The 15,612-nt window shown below is 51.9% G+C and carries 15 protein-coding genes and 3 pseudogenes; 12 read left to right on the top strand and 6 right to left on the bottom strand.

The window, feature by feature from the left end; translation table 11 throughout:
- Window positions 1–38 precede the first annotated feature (38 nt).
- Window positions 39–908 carry a MurR/RpiR family transcriptional regulator gene (locus ACLD4F_RS04735; RefSeq protein ID WP_001056719.1) on the bottom strand — a complete coding sequence of 290 codons (870 nt, stop codon included), beginning with the start codon at window positions 906–908 and terminating at the stop codon, window positions 39–41.
- A gap of 341 nt (window positions 909–1,249) precedes the next feature.
- Here ACLD4F_RS04735 and zwf point away from each other — a divergent pair, with 341 nt between their 5' ends.
- The 3 genes from zwf to kdgA all read left to right on the top strand — a co-directional run bounded on the left by zwf (window position 1,250) and on the right by kdgA (window position 5,450).
- On the top strand, window positions 1,250–2,725 hold the full coding sequence (zwf, locus tag ACLD4F_RS04730) for a glucose-6-phosphate dehydrogenase (RefSeq protein WP_000301711.1): 1,476 nt from the start codon (window positions 1,250–1,252) through the stop codon (window positions 2,723–2,725).
- Between the two features lie 234 nt (window positions 2,726–2,959).
- Window positions 2,960–4,771: a phosphogluconate dehydratase gene (edd, locus tag ACLD4F_RS04725; RefSeq protein ID WP_001069124.1), complete on the top strand. Its 1,812-nt coding sequence runs from the start codon at window positions 2,960–2,962 to the stop codon at window positions 4,769–4,771.
- Between the two features lie 37 nt (window positions 4,772–4,808).
- Complete coding sequence (gene kdgA, locus ACLD4F_RS04720; protein WP_000800497.1) at window positions 4,809–5,450, top strand: bifunctional 4-hydroxy-2-oxoglutarate aldolase/2-dehydro-3-deoxy-phosphogluconate aldolase; 642 nt, start codon at window positions 4,809–4,811, stop codon at window positions 5,448–5,450.
- A gap of 99 nt (window positions 5,451–5,549) precedes the next feature.
- Here the strand turns inward: kdgA and purT are convergent, their stop codons facing one another.
- Complete coding sequence (purT, locus tag ACLD4F_RS04715) at window positions 5,550–6,728, bottom strand: formate-dependent phosphoribosylglycinamide formyltransferase (RefSeq protein ID WP_000173430.1); 1,179 nt, start codon at window positions 6,726–6,728, stop codon at window positions 5,550–5,552.
- 130 nt (window positions 6,729–6,858) lie between these two features.
- Between purT and yebG the strand changes: the two genes are divergently transcribed.
- The 4 genes from yebG to ptrB all read left to right on the top strand — a co-directional run bounded on the left by yebG (window position 6,859) and on the right by ptrB (window position 10,587).
- Complete coding sequence (gene yebG, locus ACLD4F_RS04710) at window positions 6,859–7,149, top strand: DNA damage-inducible protein YebG (protein ID WP_000257723.1); 291 nt, start codon at window positions 6,859–6,861, stop codon at window positions 7,147–7,149.
- 67 nt (window positions 7,150–7,216) lie between these two features.
- Window positions 7,217–7,570 (top strand): protein YebF, encoded by a 354-nt coding sequence (gene yebF / locus ACLD4F_RS04705; RefSeq protein ID WP_001042123.1) that lies wholly within the window; start codon window positions 7,217–7,219, stop codon window positions 7,568–7,570.
- Window positions 7,571–7,663: 93 nt separating this feature from the next.
- Window positions 7,664–8,323, top strand: a complete 660-nt coding sequence (locus ACLD4F_RS04700) for a tellurite resistance TerB family protein (protein ID WP_000024707.1) — start codon at window positions 7,664–7,666, stop codon at window positions 8,321–8,323.
- Between the two features lie 212 nt (window positions 8,324–8,535).
- Window positions 8,536–10,587: an oligopeptidase B gene (gene ptrB, locus ACLD4F_RS04695; protein ID WP_000936998.1), complete on the top strand. Its 2,052-nt coding sequence runs from the start codon at window positions 8,536–8,538 to the stop codon at window positions 10,585–10,587.
- Window positions 10,588–10,621: 34 nt separating this feature from the next.
- Here ptrB and exoX read toward each other — a convergent pair whose 3' ends face one another.
- The 3 genes from exoX to ACLD4F_RS04680 form a co-directional block, all read right to left on the bottom strand.
- Window positions 10,622–11,320: an exodeoxyribonuclease X gene (exoX, locus tag ACLD4F_RS04690; RefSeq protein WP_000944282.1), complete on the bottom strand. Its 699-nt coding sequence runs from the start codon at window positions 11,318–11,320 to the stop codon at window positions 10,622–10,624.
- A gap of 23 nt (window positions 11,321–11,343) precedes the next feature.
- Complete coding sequence (locus ACLD4F_RS04685) at window positions 11,344–12,000, bottom strand: nitrilase-related carbon-nitrogen hydrolase (RefSeq protein ID WP_000100256.1); 657 nt, start codon at window positions 11,998–12,000, stop codon at window positions 11,344–11,346.
- A 107-nt stretch (window positions 12,001–12,107) separates the two neighbouring features.
- Entirely contained in the window at window positions 12,108–12,338 is a 231-nt protein-coding gene (locus ACLD4F_RS04680) for a DNA polymerase III subunit theta (protein WP_000856224.1), read from the bottom strand.
- A gap of 137 nt (window positions 12,339–12,475) precedes the next feature.
- Here ACLD4F_RS04680 and yobA point away from each other — a divergent pair, with 137 nt between their 5' ends.
- Genes yobA through ACLD4F_RS04665 form a run of 3 tightly spaced genes read left to right on the top strand, consistent with a single transcriptional unit; the run spans window position 12,476 to window position 14,096 of the window.
- On the top strand, window positions 12,476–12,850 hold the full coding sequence (gene yobA / locus ACLD4F_RS04675) for a CopC domain-containing protein YobA (RefSeq protein WP_000168394.1): 375 nt from the start codon (window positions 12,476–12,478) through the stop codon (window positions 12,848–12,850).
- Window positions 12,851–13,726 carry a copper homeostasis membrane protein CopD gene (gene copD, locus ACLD4F_RS04670; RefSeq protein WP_000979699.1) on the top strand — a complete coding sequence of 292 codons (876 nt, stop codon included), beginning with the start codon at window positions 12,851–12,853 and terminating at the stop codon, window positions 13,724–13,726.
- A gap of 16 nt (window positions 13,727–13,742) precedes the next feature.
- Window positions 13,743–14,096 (top strand): YebY family protein, encoded by a 354-nt coding sequence (locus tag ACLD4F_RS04665; protein ID WP_000722368.1) that lies wholly within the window; start codon window positions 13,743–13,745, stop codon window positions 14,094–14,096.
- 382 nt (window positions 14,097–14,478) lie between these two features.
- Here the strand turns inward: ACLD4F_RS04665 and ACLD4F_RS04660 are convergent.
- Window positions 14,479–15,111: pseudogene (locus ACLD4F_RS04660) on the bottom strand (tyrosine-type recombinase/integrase); the annotation flags it as partial.
- On the opposite strand from ACLD4F_RS04660, the pseudogene ACLD4F_RS04655 reads away from it, so the two are divergent.
- Window positions 15,110–15,397: pseudogene (locus ACLD4F_RS04655) on the top strand (hypothetical protein); the annotation flags it as partial. The pseudogenes ACLD4F_RS04660 and ACLD4F_RS04655 overlap by 2 nt on opposite strands.
- Window positions 15,393–15,597 (top strand): annotated as a pseudogene (locus ACLD4F_RS04650) (phage tail protein); the annotation flags it as partial. The pseudogenes ACLD4F_RS04655 and ACLD4F_RS04650, both read left to right, overlap by 5 nt.
- Window positions 15,598–15,612 lie beyond the last annotated feature (15 nt).

Here is a 15,612-nt window from a genome sequence, read left to right as displayed (position 1 = left end):
CCCCGGATGACGAAAAGGGTAGAACATTGTTATTGCTTTTAGCGGTCATCACTCCTGATGAGTAATTCTTTATCAAAACGCGATTCCTTGAGCGCTTCCTTGACACGCTTCAAGTTATCTCTGAATTTCGCCCCGCGACGCAAAGTAAATCCCGTTGCCAGCACATCTATCACGGTCAGCTGAGCAAGTCGAGAGACCATGGGCATATAAATGTCTGTATCTTCCGGTACGTCGAGGGTAATGGCCAGCGTGGCTTCGCGCGCCAGCGGCGTTCCAGCGGAGGTCAGGGCGATCACCATCGCATCGTTTTCCCGCGCCAACTGCGCCAGTTCCACCAGGCTCTTGGTTCTGCCAGTATGCGAAATGAGCACGACGACGTCATCATCGTTACAATTCATACAGCTCATCCGTTGCAGCACGATATCGTCGGAGTAAATCACCGGCACATTGAAGCGAAAAAACTTATTCATGGCGTCATGCGCGACCGCGGCGGAGGAACCAAGACCAAAAAAGGCGATTTTTTTTGCCTGGGTCAGTAAATCGACGGCGCGGTTGACGGCCGATTTATCCAGCGACTGACGAACATGGTCGAGACTGGCCATGGCGGACTCGAAGATTTTTCCTGTATAGGCCTCAACGCTGTCATCTTCATCCACATTGCGATTAACATAGGGGGTGCCATTTGCCAGACTTTGCGCCAGATGCAGTTTAAAATCAGGAAAGCCGCGGGTATTCATGCTGCGACAGAAACGGTTCACCGTTGGCTCGCTAACGTTAGCTTCCTGGGCCAGCATGGCAATGCTTAAGTGAATCGATCTGCCTGGGGCGGCCAGAATAACATCGGCGACTTTTCGTTCAGATTTGCTTAAATGTTCCAGTTGAGACTGGACTTTTTCCAGCATATTCATGATTAGCAAGGCTCATGGGTATTAGCGATTTCAATGATGCGCGAAACCGAGCGCGTTTTGTTAGATATTACTCCTGGCGGCTGTCAAAGGGGGCAAAATGGCTAAAAAAGGTGTCGTTTTTTTTCATTACATGACCGACGTCGGATTTTAAGTTCCAGCTTGTGTGGAAAAGCGACAATTTTATTAGGCGTTTTGCCGATTATATTGCCAATCAAACGCCGGTTCACCTATGAAAAGGCGTTTACGGTTTCCGTAATCTCGTAAAAGCAGTACAGTGCTGTGTAATAAAATTACAACGATATCCTGGCTAAAGTACCAGGAGATTAACTGAGGAGAATGACATGGCGGTAACGCAAACAGCCCAGGCATGTGACCTGGTCATTTTCGGCGCGAAAGGCGACCTGGCGCGCCGGAAACTGCTGCCTTCCCTGTATCAGCTTGAGAAAGCCGGCCAGATCCATCCGGATACCCGGATCATTGGGGTGGGGCGCGCGGACTGGGATAAAGAAGCTTATACCCACGTCGTGCGTGAGGCGCTGGAAACCTTCATGAAGGAAAAAATTGATGAAGGCTTGTGGGATACGCTGAGCGGCCGTCTGGATTTTTGTAATCTTGACGTTAACGATACGCCTGCGTTCAGTCGCCTGGGCGATATGCTGGATCAAAAAAACCGCACCACCATTAACTATTTTGCGATGCCGCCCAGCACCTTTGGCGCTATTTGCAAAGGGTTAGGAGAGGCTAAACTCAACGCCAAACCGGCGCGCGTCGTGATGGAAAAACCGTTGGGTACTTCGCTGGCGACCTCGCGTGAGATTAACGATCGGGTCGGCGAATACTTTGAAGAGTGCCAGGTATATCGTATCGACCACTATCTGGGCAAAGAAACGGTTCTCAACCTGCTGGCTCTGCGTTTTGCCAACTCGTTATTTGTTAATAACTGGGATAACCGCACTATCGATCACGTTGAGATTACCGTAGCGGAAGAGGTGGGGATTGAAGGGCGCTGGGGATACTTTGACCAGGCCGGTCAGATGCGCGATATGATCCAGAACCACTTGCTGCAAATTCTCTGCATGATTGCCATGTCACCGCCGTCTGACCTGAGCGCCGACAGTATTCGCGATGAAAAAGTAAAAGTGTTGAAATCGCTGCGCCGGATTGATCGCTCCAACGTGCGTGAAAAAACGGTTCGTGGTCAATACACCGCGGGCTTTGCGCAGGGGCAAAAGGTGCCGGGCTATCTGGAAGAAGAGGGCGCGAATAAAAGCAGCAACACCGAAACTTTCGTCGCGATCCGCGTCGACATCGATAACTGGCGTTGGGCGGGCGTGCCATTCTATCTGCGCACCGGCAAGCGTCTGCCAACCAAGTGCTCTGAAGTCGTGGTTTATTTCAAGACGCCTGAACTGAACCTCTTTAAAGAGTCCTGGCAAGACCTGCCGCAGAACAAATTGACGATTCGCCTGCAGCCGGATGAAGGCGTAGATATTCAGGTGCTTAACAAAGTACCGGGGCTGGATCATAAGCATAATCTGCAGATCACGAAGCTTGATCTGAGCTACTCCGAAACCTTTAATCAGACGCACCTGGCGGATGCATATGAGCGCCTGCTGCTGGAAACGATGCGTGGCATTCAGGCGCTGTTTGTCCGCCGTGACGAAGTGGAAGAAGCCTGGAAGTGGGTGGACTCCATTACCGAAGCATGGGCGATGGACAACGACGCGCCGAAGCCGTATCAGGCGGGCACCTGGGGACCGGTAGCGTCCGTGGCGATGATTACCCGTGACGGTCGTTCGTGGAATGAGTTTGAGTAAATTTACCACTCACTCTTAGGTGGTATTTTACCGGTAACATGATCTAACACAGATTGTAGAATCATTTTTGCACTTTTAAGCCTCGTGTGGATTCACCTGCGAGGCTTTTTTTATTACACTGCCTGAAACGATTTTGCCCCATTATCCCCGGACATCATGTATTTCACTGTCTTTCCACATTGATGAAACGCATGGTAAACCCGGTAGCCGGACAGATAAATTTCAGGAGCCTCTATGAATCCTAATTTGTTACGCGTAACACAGCGCATTGTCGAACGGTCGCAGCAGACCCGAAAAGCCTATCTTGCCCGCATTGAGCAGGCGAAAACCGCCACGGTCCACCGATCTCAACTGGCCTGCGGCAACCTGGCGCATGGCTTCGCCGCCTGTCAGCCAGAGGACAAAGCCTCGCTGAAAAGTATGTTGCGCAATAATATCGCCATTATTACCTCCTACAATGACATGCTCTCTGCGCATCAACCGTATGAACATTATCCGCAGATTATTCGTCAGGCCCTGCATTCCGTGAATGCGGTAGGTCAGGTCGCAGGCGGCGTACCGGCAATGTGCGATGGCGTTACGCAAGGTCAGGATGGCATGGAGTTGTCATTACTCAGCCGCGAAGTGATAGCGATGTCGGCAGCAGTAGGCCTTTCTCACAATATGTTTGACGGCGCGTTATTCCTCGGCGTATGCGACAAAATCGTTCCGGGGCTGGCGATGGCCGCGCTCTCTTTTGGTCATTTACCCGCGATTTTTGTTCCGTCAGGCCCGATGGCGAGCGGCCTGCCGAATAAAGAAAAAGTCCGTATTCGTCAGCTATATGCGGAAGGAAAAGTAGACAGAATGGCGCTGCTGGAGTCGGAAGCCGCCTCTTACCATGCGCCGGGCACCTGTACATTTTACGGCACCGCCAACACCAACCAGATGGTGGTGGAGTTTATGGGAATGCAGTTGCCGGGTTCTTCGTTTGTGCATCCGGATGCGCCGCTGCGCGAGGCATTGACTGCCGCTGCCGCACGTCAGGTAACACGTCTTACCGGCAACGGCAATACGTGGATGCCACTCGGTAAAATGATCGACGAAAAAGTCGTGGTGAACGGCATTGTCGCGCTGCTGGCTACCGGCGGCTCCACCAACCACACCATGCATCTGGTTGCAATGGCGCGCGCGGCGGGCATTCTGATCAACTGGGATGACTTCTCGGATTTGTCGGAAGTGGTTCCGTTGATGGCGCGTCTGTACCCGAACGGTCCGGCGGACATTAACCACTTCCAGGCGGCGGGCGGCGTACCGGTATTGATGCGTGAGCTGCTCAATGCCGGATTGCTGCACGAAGACGTTAATACTGTCGCAGGCTTCGGCCTGAAACGCTATACGCTGGAGCCCTGGCTCAACAACGGCGAGCTGGACTGGCGTGAAGGCGCGGAAAGGTCACTGGATAACGATGTCATTGCCTCTTTTGATAAGCCGTTCTCTCCTCACGGCGGTACTAAGGTGCTAAGCGGTAATCTGGGACGCGCAGTAATGAAGACGTCTGCGGTACCGGTTGAAAACCAGATCATTGAAGCGCCTGCCATGGTATTTGAAAGTCAGCATGATGTGCTGCCTGCGTTTGACGCGGGCCTGCTTGACCGGGATTGTGTCGTTGTCGTGCGTCATCAGGGACCAAAAGCGAATGGAATGCCAGAATTACATAAACTCATGCCGCCACTTGGTGTATTATTGGACCGCCGTTTCAAAATCGCGTTAGTTACTGATGGACGACTTTCAGGCGCTTCGGGTAAAGTGCCTTCAGCTATCCACGTAACGCCGGAAGCCTACGATGGCGGCTTACTGGCAAAAGTGCGCGATGGCGACATCATTCGCGTGAATGGGCAGACAGGTGAGTTAACTCTGCTGGTCGACGAGGCGGAACTTGCCGCTCGTCAGCCTCATATTCCGGACCTGAGCGCGTCGCGCGTCGGAACGGGGCGTGAGTTGTTTGGCGCGCTGCGCGAAAAGCTGTCGGGTGCGGAGCAGGGCGCAACCTGTATCACTTTTTAAGATGACACACTAGTAATCAGGCGAGAGAAGAATTCCGATGAAAAACTGGAAAACAAGTGCAGAAGCAATCCTGACCACCGGCCCGGTTGTCCCGGTCATTGTAGTCAATAAACTGGAGCACGCGGTGCCGATGGCTAAAGCGCTGGTGGCCGGGGGCGTTCGCGTTCTGGAAGTGACTTTACGTACGGCCTGCGCGATGGATGCTATTCGCGCTATCGCTAAAGAAGTACCGGAAGCGATTGTCGGCGCCGGAACCGTTCTCAATCCGCAGCAGTTGGCGGAGGTGACGGAAGCGGGCGCGCAGTTTGCGATTAGCCCGGGACTGACTGAGCCACTGCTGAAAGCCGCGACGGCAGGCACTATCCCATTGATTCCCGGTATTAGCACCGTTTCTGAACTGATGTTGGGCATGGACTATGGTCTGAAAGAGTTCAAATTCTTCCCGGCGGAAGCGAATGGCGGCACTAAAGCGTTGCAGGCGATTGCCGGTCCGTTCTCTCAGGTACGTTTCTGCCCAACTGGCGGCATCTCTCCGGCAAACTATCGTGACTATCTGGCGCTGAAAAGCGTGTTGTGCATCGGCGGTTCCTGGCTGGTGCCGGCTGACGCGCTGGAAGCGGGTGATTACGATCGCATCACCAAACTGGCGCGCGAAGCGGTAGAAGGCGCGAAGCAGTAAGCCGTTAAATGCCCGATGGCGCTTGCTTATCGGGCTTACGAGTGGCGATCAGGCAGGTCTGATAAAAATGCGCTAACGTCGCCATCAGGCGATGGCGCATTAGCCTTTTACCGTCACGCGGCTGGCGGCCTTTTTCGCTCTTATCACCGCTTCTTCAACGTTTTCACCTGTCGCTAACGCTACACCAAGACGACGAGTGCCGTCGATCTCAGGCTTACCAAACAGCCGTACCTGCACTCCGGCTCCTACCGCCGCGTGTACATTATCAAACGTCACATTTTGACTGGTAAGCTGCGGCAGAATCACGGCCGAGGCAGCGGGACCATACTGGCGAATAGCGCCTACGGGCATTCCCAGAAAGGCGCGCACATGCAGCGCAAACTCAGAGAGATCCTGAGAAATCAACGTGACCATTCCGGTATCGTGCGGGCGAGGGGAGACTTCGCTGAAAATGACTTCATCGCCACAGACGAAGAGTTCAACGCCGAACAGGCCATGACCGCCTAACGCCAGTACCACATGACGGGCAATCTCTTGCGCCCGCTTCAGCGCCAGTTCGCTCATCTGCTGTGGCTGCCAGGATTCGCGATAGTCACCATCTTGCTGACGATGACCGACCGGCGCGCAGAAATGCACGCCATCGACGGCGCTAACGGTGAGCAGCGTAATTTCAAAATCAAATTTAACCACGCCTTCCACAATCACGCGACCCGCGCCAGCGCGTCCGCCCTGTTGAGCATACTCCCATGCCTGCGCGAGCTGTTCGGCCGAGCGGATAAAGCTCTGGCCTTTGCCGGAAGAGCTCATGACCGGTTTGACGATGCAAGGAAAACCCACTGCGGCTACCGCATCATGAAAACTGGCCTCACTGTCGGCAAAGCGATACGTCGATGTCGGCAGTCCTAATTCTTCTGCGGCCAGGCGACGGATCCCTTCGCGGTTCATCGTGAGCTGCGTTGCACGGGCGCAAGGCACGACATTCAGCCCTTCGCCCTCCAGCTCGCGCAGCGTATCGGTGGCGATCGCTTCTATTTCCGGCACGATATAATGCGGTTTTTCCTCTGTAATCACATGACGTAGCGCTTCGCCGTCCAGCATATTAATGACGTGTGAACGGTGAGCCACATGCATGGCGGGCGCATCAGGATAGCGATCGACGGCGATAACCTCGATCCCCAGGCGTTGGCATTCAATCGCCACCTCTTTTCCTAATTCTCCTGCCCCTAATAACATCACCCGCGTTGCTGCCGGACGCAGCGCAGTGCCTAATAGCGTCATATTTCTGTCCCCTTATTTACCTGCGCGCAGTATATACGAAAACGTTTGCGTATGTCTTTTCGAATAGATTGCTTTTCTTGCTGTCTTGCAATACACTGTATATAAATACAGGTAAATAAGGGGCTGCAAAATGGCGGTTGAAGTTAAATACGTAGTCATTCGCGAGGGTGAGGAGAAGATGTCATTTACCAGTAAAAAGGAAGCCGACGCCTGGGACAAAATGCTCGATACTGCCGATCTTCTTGATACCTGGCTTGAGCAGTCGCCAGTCGTGCTGGAAGATGGGCAGCGCGAGGCGTTGTCGCTGTGGCTGGCGGAACATAAAGAGGTGTTAAGCACTATCCTCAAAACCGGTAAGTTGCCTTCTCCGCAGGCGGTTGAAAAGGACGCCGCGAGTAAAACGAAAAAGCAAGCCGCCTGAACCCGTACTTGCGCTCCCGGCGTTTTGTACCATGCTTTTCCTGAATCATTGTGCTAAGGAGAAAAGTATGAATAAAAGAGGAGCGTTGTTGAGCCTGCTGTTGTTATCCGCCAGCGTATCGGCATTTGCGGCATCCACCGAGAGTAAATCGGTTAAGTTTCCGCAGTGCGAAGGGCTGGATGCTGCCGGGATTGCGGCAAGCGTGAAGCGCGACTACCAGCAAAATCGTATCGTGCGGTGGGCAGACGACCAAAAAAAGGTCGGGCAGGCTGACCCGGTCGCGTGGGTTAATGTGCAGGACGTTGTGGGTCAAAATGATAAATGGACAGTTCCGCTAACTGTTCGCGGTAAAAGTGCCGACATTCATTATCAGGTCATCGTTGATTGCAAAGCCGGCAAGGCGGAATATAAGCCCCGCTAGCAGCGTAATTTGCGCTTCTTTTGCCGGAACAGACAATTCCTGACATCCCCTCAGGTACGCTTGACCATTATTGGTCTGTATTTGAGGGGTACTATGGCTAACTGGTTGAACCAATTACAATCACTTCTTGGGCAAAAAGGCGCTTCCGCATCGCCTTCCGGTGAACAGGGGTTAAATAAACTGCTGGTTCCCGGCGCGCTGGGCGGTCTGGCTGGACTATTGGTCGCCAATAAGTCTTCGCGCAAATTATTAACCAAATACGGTACTGGCGCTTTACTGGTGGGCGGCGGCGCGGTAGCGGGTTCCGTATTGTGGAATAAGTACAAAGATAAAGTACGCGCTGCGCATCAGGGGGAGCCGCAATTCGGCAGCCAAAGTACGCCGCTGGATGTTCGCACTGAGCGACTGATCCTGGCGCTGGTTTTTGCTGCAAAAAGCGATGGGCATATTGATGCCAAAGAACGCGCGGCGATTGAGCACCAACTGCGAGAATCAGGTGTGGAAGAGCAAGGGCGTGTGTTTATCGAAAAAGCTATTGAGCAGCCGCTTGATCCACAACGTCTGGCACAGGGTGTTCGCAATGAAGAAGAAGCCCTGGAAATCTACTTCCTGAGCTGCGCCGCCATTGATATTGACCACTTTATGGAACGTAGCTATCTGAATGCGTTAGGAGACGCACTAAAAATTCCTCAGGAGGTTCGGGACGGTATCGAGCAGGACTTGCAGCAGCAAAAACAGGCGCTACCAGGCTGATAACCTGCCATTAAGTAACATGTTTCGCTTGCATCATGCGTGTCTTTTGCCACCCTTATAGGATGGATAGTTTACGTCATTCATGTTGCAGGATAGCGGCGAAGCAGTGACATCTCAGGCGCTTACCGAGGTGAGCGACCGGGACTACCATGCTACGCCGCTGTGTTTGCCGCGTGATATATAACAAATATTAACGCAAAAGAAAAAACGACATGTTGCCAAAAGCCAATCGAATTCCCTATGCCATGACCGTACATGGCGATACGCGCATTGATAATTATTACTGGCTGCGAGATGACACTCGCTCGCAGCCGGAAGTCCTTGATTACCTGCATCAGGAAAATGAGTATGGCCGGAAGGTCATGACCTCTCAGCAGGCGTTACAGGACCGCATTCTAAAAGAAATTATCGATCGCATCCCGCCCAGAGAAGTTTCCGCTCCGTATGTGAAAAATGGCTATCGCTACCGTTATATCTATGAACCCGGCTGCGAATATGCCATCTATCAACGACAATCGGCGTTAAGCGAAGAGTGGGATGTGTGGGAAACCTTGCTCGATGCGAACCAGCGGGCCGCGCACAGCGAATTTTATACGCTCGGCGGACTTGCCATTACGCCGGATAATACCATCATGGCGCTGGCAGAAGATTATTTATCCCGTCGTCAGTATGGGTTGCGTTTTCGTAACCTCGAAAGCGGTAACTGGTATCCGGAACTGCTGGATAACGTTGCGCCTGAATTTGTCTGGGCCAATGATTCCCTGACCCTTTACTATGTGCGTAAGCATAAGAAGACGCTGCTGCCCTATCAGGTTTGGCGGCACACGATTGGCACTCCGTCATCGCAAGATGAACTGGTATATGAAGAGAAAGACGATACCTTTTATGTCAGCCTGCATAAAACCACTTCGCAGCATTATGTGGTGATTCATCTTGCCAGCGCCACCACTAGCGAAGTGCTATTACTTGACGCGGAACTGGCCGATGCCGAGCCGTTTTCATTCTTACCGCGTCGCAAAGACCATGAATATAGTCTCGATCACTATCAACATAAGTTTTACCTGCGTTCTAACCGGAACGGTAAAAACTTTGGGTTGTACCGTACCCGCGTGCGCAATGAAAACGCCTGGGAAGAGCTGATCCCTCCGCGCGAGCATATTATGCTGGAAGGGTTTACCCTGTTTACCGACTGGTTAGTGGTCGAAGAGCGTCAACGGGGGCTTACCAGCCTGCGGCAAATTAACCGTAAAACCCGTGAAGTGATAGGCATTGCCTTTGACGATCCGGCTTACGTGACGTGGCTTGCCTATAATCCCGAACCTGAGACCTCCCGGCTGCGTTACGGCTATTCTTCAATGACGACGCCAGATACCTTGTTTGAACTGGATATGGATACCGGAGAACGACGGGTACTTAAACAGACGGAAGTGCCTGGGTTTGATTCTGGCTGTTATCAGAGCGAACACCTGTGGATCACCGCACGCGACGGCGTCGAAGTGCCGGTATCGCTGGTTTATCATCAGAAGTATTTTCGTAAAGGGCAAAATCCGCTTCTGGTTTACGGCTACGGATCTTACGGTTCCAGTATTGACGCCGACTTCAGCAGCAGCCGACTGAGCTTGCTGGATCGTGGCTTTGTTTACGCAATCGTACACGTTCGCGGCGGCGGTGAGCTGGGGCAGCAGTGGTATGAAGATGGCAAATTCCTCAAAAAGCGGAATACTTTTAATGACTATCTTGATGCCTGCGATGCCTTATTAAAACTGGGTTACGGTTCACCGTCGCTGTGTTATGGGATGGGCGGGAGCGCGGGCGGAATGCTAATGGGCGTCGCTATCAACGAACGCCCCGAGCTTTTCCACGGCGTTATTGCCCAGGTGCCCTTTGTTGATGTATTAACCACGATGCTGGATGAGTCGATCCCATTAACGACAGGGGAGTTTGAAGAGTGGGGGAACCCGCAGGATATTGAGTATTATGACTATATGAAAAGCTATAGTCCTTATGACAATGTCAAAGCGCAGGACTATCCGCACCTGCTGGTGACGACAGGATTGCACGATTCCCAGGTGCAATACTGGGAACCGGCGAAGTGGGTGGCAAAATTACGCGAGCTAAAAACGGACCAATGTCTGCTGCTGTTATGTACGGATATGGACTCCGGGCACGGTGGTAAGTCGGGGCGGTTTAAATCCTACGAAGGCGTCGCGCTGGAGTTCGCCTTTTTAATCGGCCTGGCGCAGGGAACCTTACATAGCGCATAGACGCGCGCCCGCAATGGCTTGTGAGCGTCGCGGGTTATTGTGGTGTTCCATTGCTGCGTTGCTCGCCAGCCTGAACATCTTCCAGGTAGTGTTTAAGCGTCAGGCGAAGTTCCGGACTCATATTATCAAGGTTATTAAAAAGCCAGCGTAAATAGCCCGGATCGCGTTTTGCGACTTCAGATACCGCCTTACCGCGGTATTTACCGAACGGGAAAGTGGTTAACAGCGCAGGACGGCCCGTGATATTGACCATTTCTTCCGCGGTCCAGCCGGTGGTACGCATAATATCAATCAGCAAGGCGGCGGTGATATAGCAATCATAAAGCGCCCGGTGATGATGCAGCCCCGGCGGCGTTTGTACGCTTAGTTTGCGCGATTTATAGAGCGCCATATTGCTGTATTTTATTCCCGGCCACAGGCGTCGCGACAACTTCATGGTACAGATCCACTCACCCGGCAATTCAGGTAATACGCGTCTGTCGAAACTGGCATTGTGAGCGACATACCACTCACTACCGTAATAAAGCGGTATGACATCTTCAATCCACGGCTTATCGGCGACCATGGCTTCGGTAATACGGTGTATCGCCATCGCCTGCGGCGTAATAGGGCGATCGGGGCGTATCAGGTGACTCATGGGATTGACAATGTTGCCATCAATGACATCTACAGAGGCTATCTCTACGATCCCGCCCTGCAGCCCGCAGGTTTCCGTGTCTATTATCCGCAACATGATTCATTCCTCACCGAAAGACCTTAGCGTAATGGAATGATATCGCCTTGCCAACCCTCCGTTGTGCGCAGGCCCGTCAGTAATAGCGAACCGCAATCGGCACGAACAATAAGTTGCCCGCTTTCATCCCACAGCGCGCTACTGCCACAGGCATTGGCCATCAGTACGGCCAGCGCATATTTATGCGAAAAACGTTGTAAGCGTGAGGTAGAAGCATGGAGTTCAGGTTCGTTAAGACATTGACTGGTTGTGAATAACGTAAATGAGGGATCTATATCACCACCTTCTGGCTGCTCATCCACCACGTTGATAGCGCTTCGCTGCCTGGCAATACAGGCGCCATGACTTTTGTGAAACATGAGCGGCGACGCTAGCCATGGGGCAAAAATAGCGATGCCTTTTACGAAGCGGCAGTTATGCTCAACAGGCATACCCACAATGATAGTCATATGGTGGGTATCGGCCGCATGAGTGAGCGGCTGTAAAAGCGCCTCGTCAGGCGGGGCGGGCAACGATTTATTCCTTTCGTCGCAGCCTAATAGCGACAGTGACGGAAAGACCAGCAGTTCGCACTGTTGACGAGCCGCAAGCTCAATATATTCCAGATGATGGGCGACATGCTCCGCCGGCGAGGCGTTCAGGGGTGCATACTGCGCAGCAGCAATTTTCCAGGAGGACATAATGACTTCCTTTTCATAGTCTCTACAGCCATTCTAAAAAGCATAGGTTAAGAATCGCCTTATAATGTAGTCGTCTGCATGTAAGGAAGTGTAACGTTATATAATTTTTATTTAACTTTGGGTTCGTAAGGGAGTCGGGATAGTGATACGGAAGCCAGACGATGGGCAATCAGCCGCTCGCGAAACCAGGCGCGTAGATGCTCTGGCTGCTCACGTTCGACCGCCTCCGCGACAACAGGCATATTGTAGCGCTCTTTAAATGCCACCCCGGCTGCCGCCAGGTCCACATTGACTTTATCCATTTCCGCTTGTTCAAGCTGAGCCAGATTCGTTTTCATACGCGTCTCCTTTTTTGTTGCCGCCAGAAGGTACTAAGAGTCCGCGGTAATGGCAAGATGGAAATGATGATCCTCGACTCATTGATTGTTGAAGGTTATTCTTTGTAACGTAGGTATAACAAAAAGGAATAGTGAATATGGCTTCTTCTGCACCATCGCGACGTTTAGCTTTATTGCTGCTGGCATCGACATTTGCGACGCCAGCGGCCTGGGCACATGCGCACCTGACGCATCAGTATCCAGCGGCGAATGCTGCCGTTACGGCCTCGCCACAGGCGCTGACTCTGAATTTTTCTGAAGGGATTGAGTCAGGATTCAGCGGCGCAACCATTACTGGCCCTCAGCAAGAGCTCATCAAAACGCGCCCGGCAAAGCGAAATGAACAGGATAAAACGCAGTTGATTATCCCGCTTGAGCAGCCGTTAAAATCTGGCGCTTACACGGTAGACTGGCATGTTGTGTCGGTGGATGGACATAAAACAAAAGGGAAATACACCTTCAGCGTGAAATAAATGATGCTGACATTCGTCTGGATAACTCTCCGATTTATTCATTTTGCTAGTTTGATGCTGGTCTACGGCTGCGCGCTTTACGGCGCCTGGCTGTCACCCGCACCAATTCGTCGTTTAATGACGCGTCGATTTTTACATCTGCAACGACATGCCGCCGCCTGGAGCGTTATCAGCGCGGCTTTCATGCTGGCGATTCAGGGCGGACTGATGGGCGGCGGCTGGCCCGATGTTTTTTCCGTCTCGGTGTGGGGCGCGGTACTGCAAACCCGCTTTGGCGCGGTCTGGATATGGCAAATTATCCTCGCGCTGGTCACGCTGGCGGTGGTAGTCATTGCGCCGGTAAAAATGCAACGACGGCTTCTTATTCTCACCGTTGCTCAGTTTATCCTGCTGGCAGGCGTTGGACATGCGACGATGCGCGACGGTGTAGCGGGAACATTACAGCAGATTAACCATGCTCTGCATTTACTCTGTGCCGCAGCCTGGTTTGGTGGGCTGTTGCCAGTGGTTTATTGTATGCGCATGGCTCAGGGACGCTGGCGTCAACATGCTATTAGCGCCATGATGCGTTTTTCTCGTTATGGTCACTTTTTTGTGGCGGGCGTATTGCTCACAGGCATTGGCAACACGCTATTTATCACGGGATTTACCGCTATCTGGCAGACCACCTATGGACAGTTGCTTTTGTTAAAATGTGCGCTGGTGGTGCTTATGGTAGCAATTGCGCTGACGAATCGGTATGTTCTCGTACCACGTATGCGACAGGAAAATCCCCGGACTGACCTATGGTTTGTCAGGATGACGCAAATTGAATGGGGAGTTGGAGGCATAGTTCTGGCGATCGTCAGCCTGTTTGCAACCCTCGAACCTTTTTGATGGACTGGCATAACGAATGAAAAAAATACTCCTTCCGGCGCTTCTGCTGGCCACTTCGGGCGTAGCGTTGGCGGCGCCGCAGGTGATTACCGTAAGTCGTTTTGAAGTAGGAAAAGACAAGTGGGCGTTTAATCGGGAAGAGGTCATGTTGACCTGTCGGCCTGGCCAGGCGCTCTATGTGATCAACCCCAGTACGCTGGTGCAGTATCCCTTGAATGCCATTGCCGAACAGCAAGTAGCGGAGGGTAAAACGCGTGCTCAGCCTATTGCCGTCATTCAAATCGATAACCCGGCGAAGCCCGGTGAGAAAATGAGTCTGGCGCCGTTTATCGAACGTGCGCAAAAGCTTTGTGATCCATCCAATAGCTGACTGATTTTTAATAAAAAACCGTAAACCTTCACGAAAAGGCTTACGGTTTTTTTATCTCTGATGACAGACAAAACGCCAGGTTTTTTCAATCACCTTCGTCACAAACTGGAAAACCTGGCGTCGTCATCTATTCTTAAAGGGCAAGGCGATTTAGCCTGCATTAATGCCAACTTTTAGCGCACGGCTCTCTCCCAAGAGCCATTTCCCTGGACCGAATACAGGAATCGTATTCGGTCTCTTTTTATTTTTGTTATAAAACAGTCAGTTATGATCAATGATCCGAAATTTTCCGAAATTTTTCCGAATTTCTGTATTCCGGTCTTTTTGGTTATATCACAATCAAATTAAATTTAACATTTATTTCACAACGAAAATTGGAGTATTAGAGCATCATATAAGCTTTATCATCACGCTCATCGAGATAGAGTTTCGTGGTGTTCGCTGATGTGTGGCCCAAGAGTTTTTGGGCGAACACCTCGCCGTGCTCGTTTTTGTACAGCCGCCCGGCCAGACTTCGGATCTCGTGAAATGTCGGTGGATTATTGCTGAAGTTAACGCCGGAGGCTTTTCTTGCTTTTACAAATGTCTTTGTCAATCCATCCGGATGAATATTCCCAGTAGGGCTATTTTTCCTGATTCCGGCACTGATCATGAAATCAGTGCGGCTTACCAGTCGGCAGCGATCGATTACCGTTCCCAGACGTAACCCCGTTGCCTGAAGTGTCAGGGAGAGGGGAATGGCTATTTTCATCCCGGTTTTAATCTGAGTTACGTATAAGCGGTTGTCAAAAACATCACTAAATTTCATATTTACGATATCCTCCCTACGTTGACCAGTAACCAGCGCGAGATCCATCGCAAGAGGAAACCACACAGGCAGATGTTCTGCCGCCGTCCTCGTGGCGTTATATGTTTCCAGTTGCAGGCGTTCCCTGGCAACCTTAATTTCAGGTGCTCGGGTTGGCTCAACCGGATTCGTTGTTATTCTTCCTTCCACAATTGCCTCACGAAAATCATTCATCGGTAACCGTAAACCGGATGAGTTGCTAAATGCTGTGGAGCGGTATTTCAGGGAGAAGGCCATCACAGCCAGTGTTAACGACCAGACCACAGGGATTATCACCGGTACCGGAGATGATCCGGAACTGAGTTCGTTGTATCTGGACTGTTCACTGTTACCGCAGACACAAAATATCCAGGAGCATTACCGTATCGTCGCGCAGGTCTGGAGTGCCGGTGAAGGCAGTAATGTTTCAGTAATGGTGACAGGCACTGCCGGACTGGATATTGCCTACGGTAGCGCCACATACCGGATTACCGTCAAACTGTACCGATATTGCCCCTCCTGATATTCCGGCCAGTCATATTGCTGTATTTGACCCTGAAACCGAAACGTGGAGTCTAAACGAAGACCATCACGGCGAAACAGTGTACGACACGCAAACCAGCAACCCGATTTATATTTCAAAACCCGGCCCGTTACCGGAGAACACCACCACACAGGCCCCCACATCAC

The organism is Salmonella sp. 741265050_HSA (genome assembly GCF_046569445.1).
Lineage (GTDB): Bacteria > Pseudomonadota > Gammaproteobacteria > Enterobacterales > Enterobacteriaceae > Salmonella > Salmonella enterica.
The sequence above is the reverse complement of the archived record's forward strand: the minus strand, read 5'-3'. Positions and strand labels throughout refer to the sequence as shown.

Excerpts from the sequence above, each read along its gene's own strand:
- yebF (WP_001042123.1), top strand. The coding sequence starts at position 7,217 with ATGAATAAAAGAGGAGCGTTGTTGAGCCTGCTGTTGTTATCCGCCAGC.
- ACLD4F_RS04680 (WP_000856224.1), bottom strand. The coding sequence starts at position 12,338 with ATGAAAACGAATCTGGCTCAGCTTGAACAAGCGGAAATGGATAAAGTC.
- exoX (WP_000944282.1), bottom strand. The coding sequence starts at position 11,320 with ATGTTGCGGATAATAGACACGGAAACCTGCGGGCTGCAGGGCGGGATC.
- kdgA (WP_000800497.1), top strand. The coding sequence starts at position 4,809 with ATGAAAAACTGGAAAACAAGTGCAGAAGCAATCCTGACCACCGGCCCG.
- ptrB (WP_000936998.1), top strand. The coding sequence starts at position 8,536 with ATGTTGCCAAAAGCCAATCGAATTCCCTATGCCATGACCGTACATGGC.
- yebG (WP_000257723.1), top strand. The coding sequence starts at position 6,859 with ATGGCGGTTGAAGTTAAATACGTAGTCATTCGCGAGGGTGAGGAGAAG.
- yobA (WP_000168394.1), top strand. The coding sequence starts at position 12,476 with ATGGCTTCTTCTGCACCATCGCGACGTTTAGCTTTATTGCTGCTGGCA.
- zwf (WP_000301711.1), top strand. The coding sequence starts at position 1,250 with ATGGCGGTAACGCAAACAGCCCAGGCATGTGACCTGGTCATTTTCGGC.
- copD (WP_000979699.1), top strand. The coding sequence starts at position 12,851 with ATGATGCTGACATTCGTCTGGATAACTCTCCGATTTATTCATTTTGCT.
- ACLD4F_RS04665 (WP_000722368.1), top strand. The coding sequence starts at position 13,743 with ATGAAAAAAATACTCCTTCCGGCGCTTCTGCTGGCCACTTCGGGCGTA.
- ACLD4F_RS04700 (WP_000024707.1), top strand. The coding sequence starts at position 7,664 with ATGGCTAACTGGTTGAACCAATTACAATCACTTCTTGGGCAAAAAGGC.
- ACLD4F_RS04685 (WP_000100256.1), bottom strand. The coding sequence starts at position 12,000 with ATGTCCTCCTGGAAAATTGCTGCTGCGCAGTATGCACCCCTGAACGCC.
- ACLD4F_RS04735 (WP_001056719.1), bottom strand. The coding sequence starts at position 908 with ATGAATATGCTGGAAAAAGTCCAGTCTCAACTGGAACATTTAAGCAAA.
- edd (WP_001069124.1), top strand. The coding sequence starts at position 2,960 with ATGAATCCTAATTTGTTACGCGTAACACAGCGCATTGTCGAACGGTCG.
- purT (WP_000173430.1), bottom strand. The coding sequence starts at position 6,728 with ATGACGCTATTAGGCACTGCGCTGCGTCCGGCAGCAACGCGGGTGATG.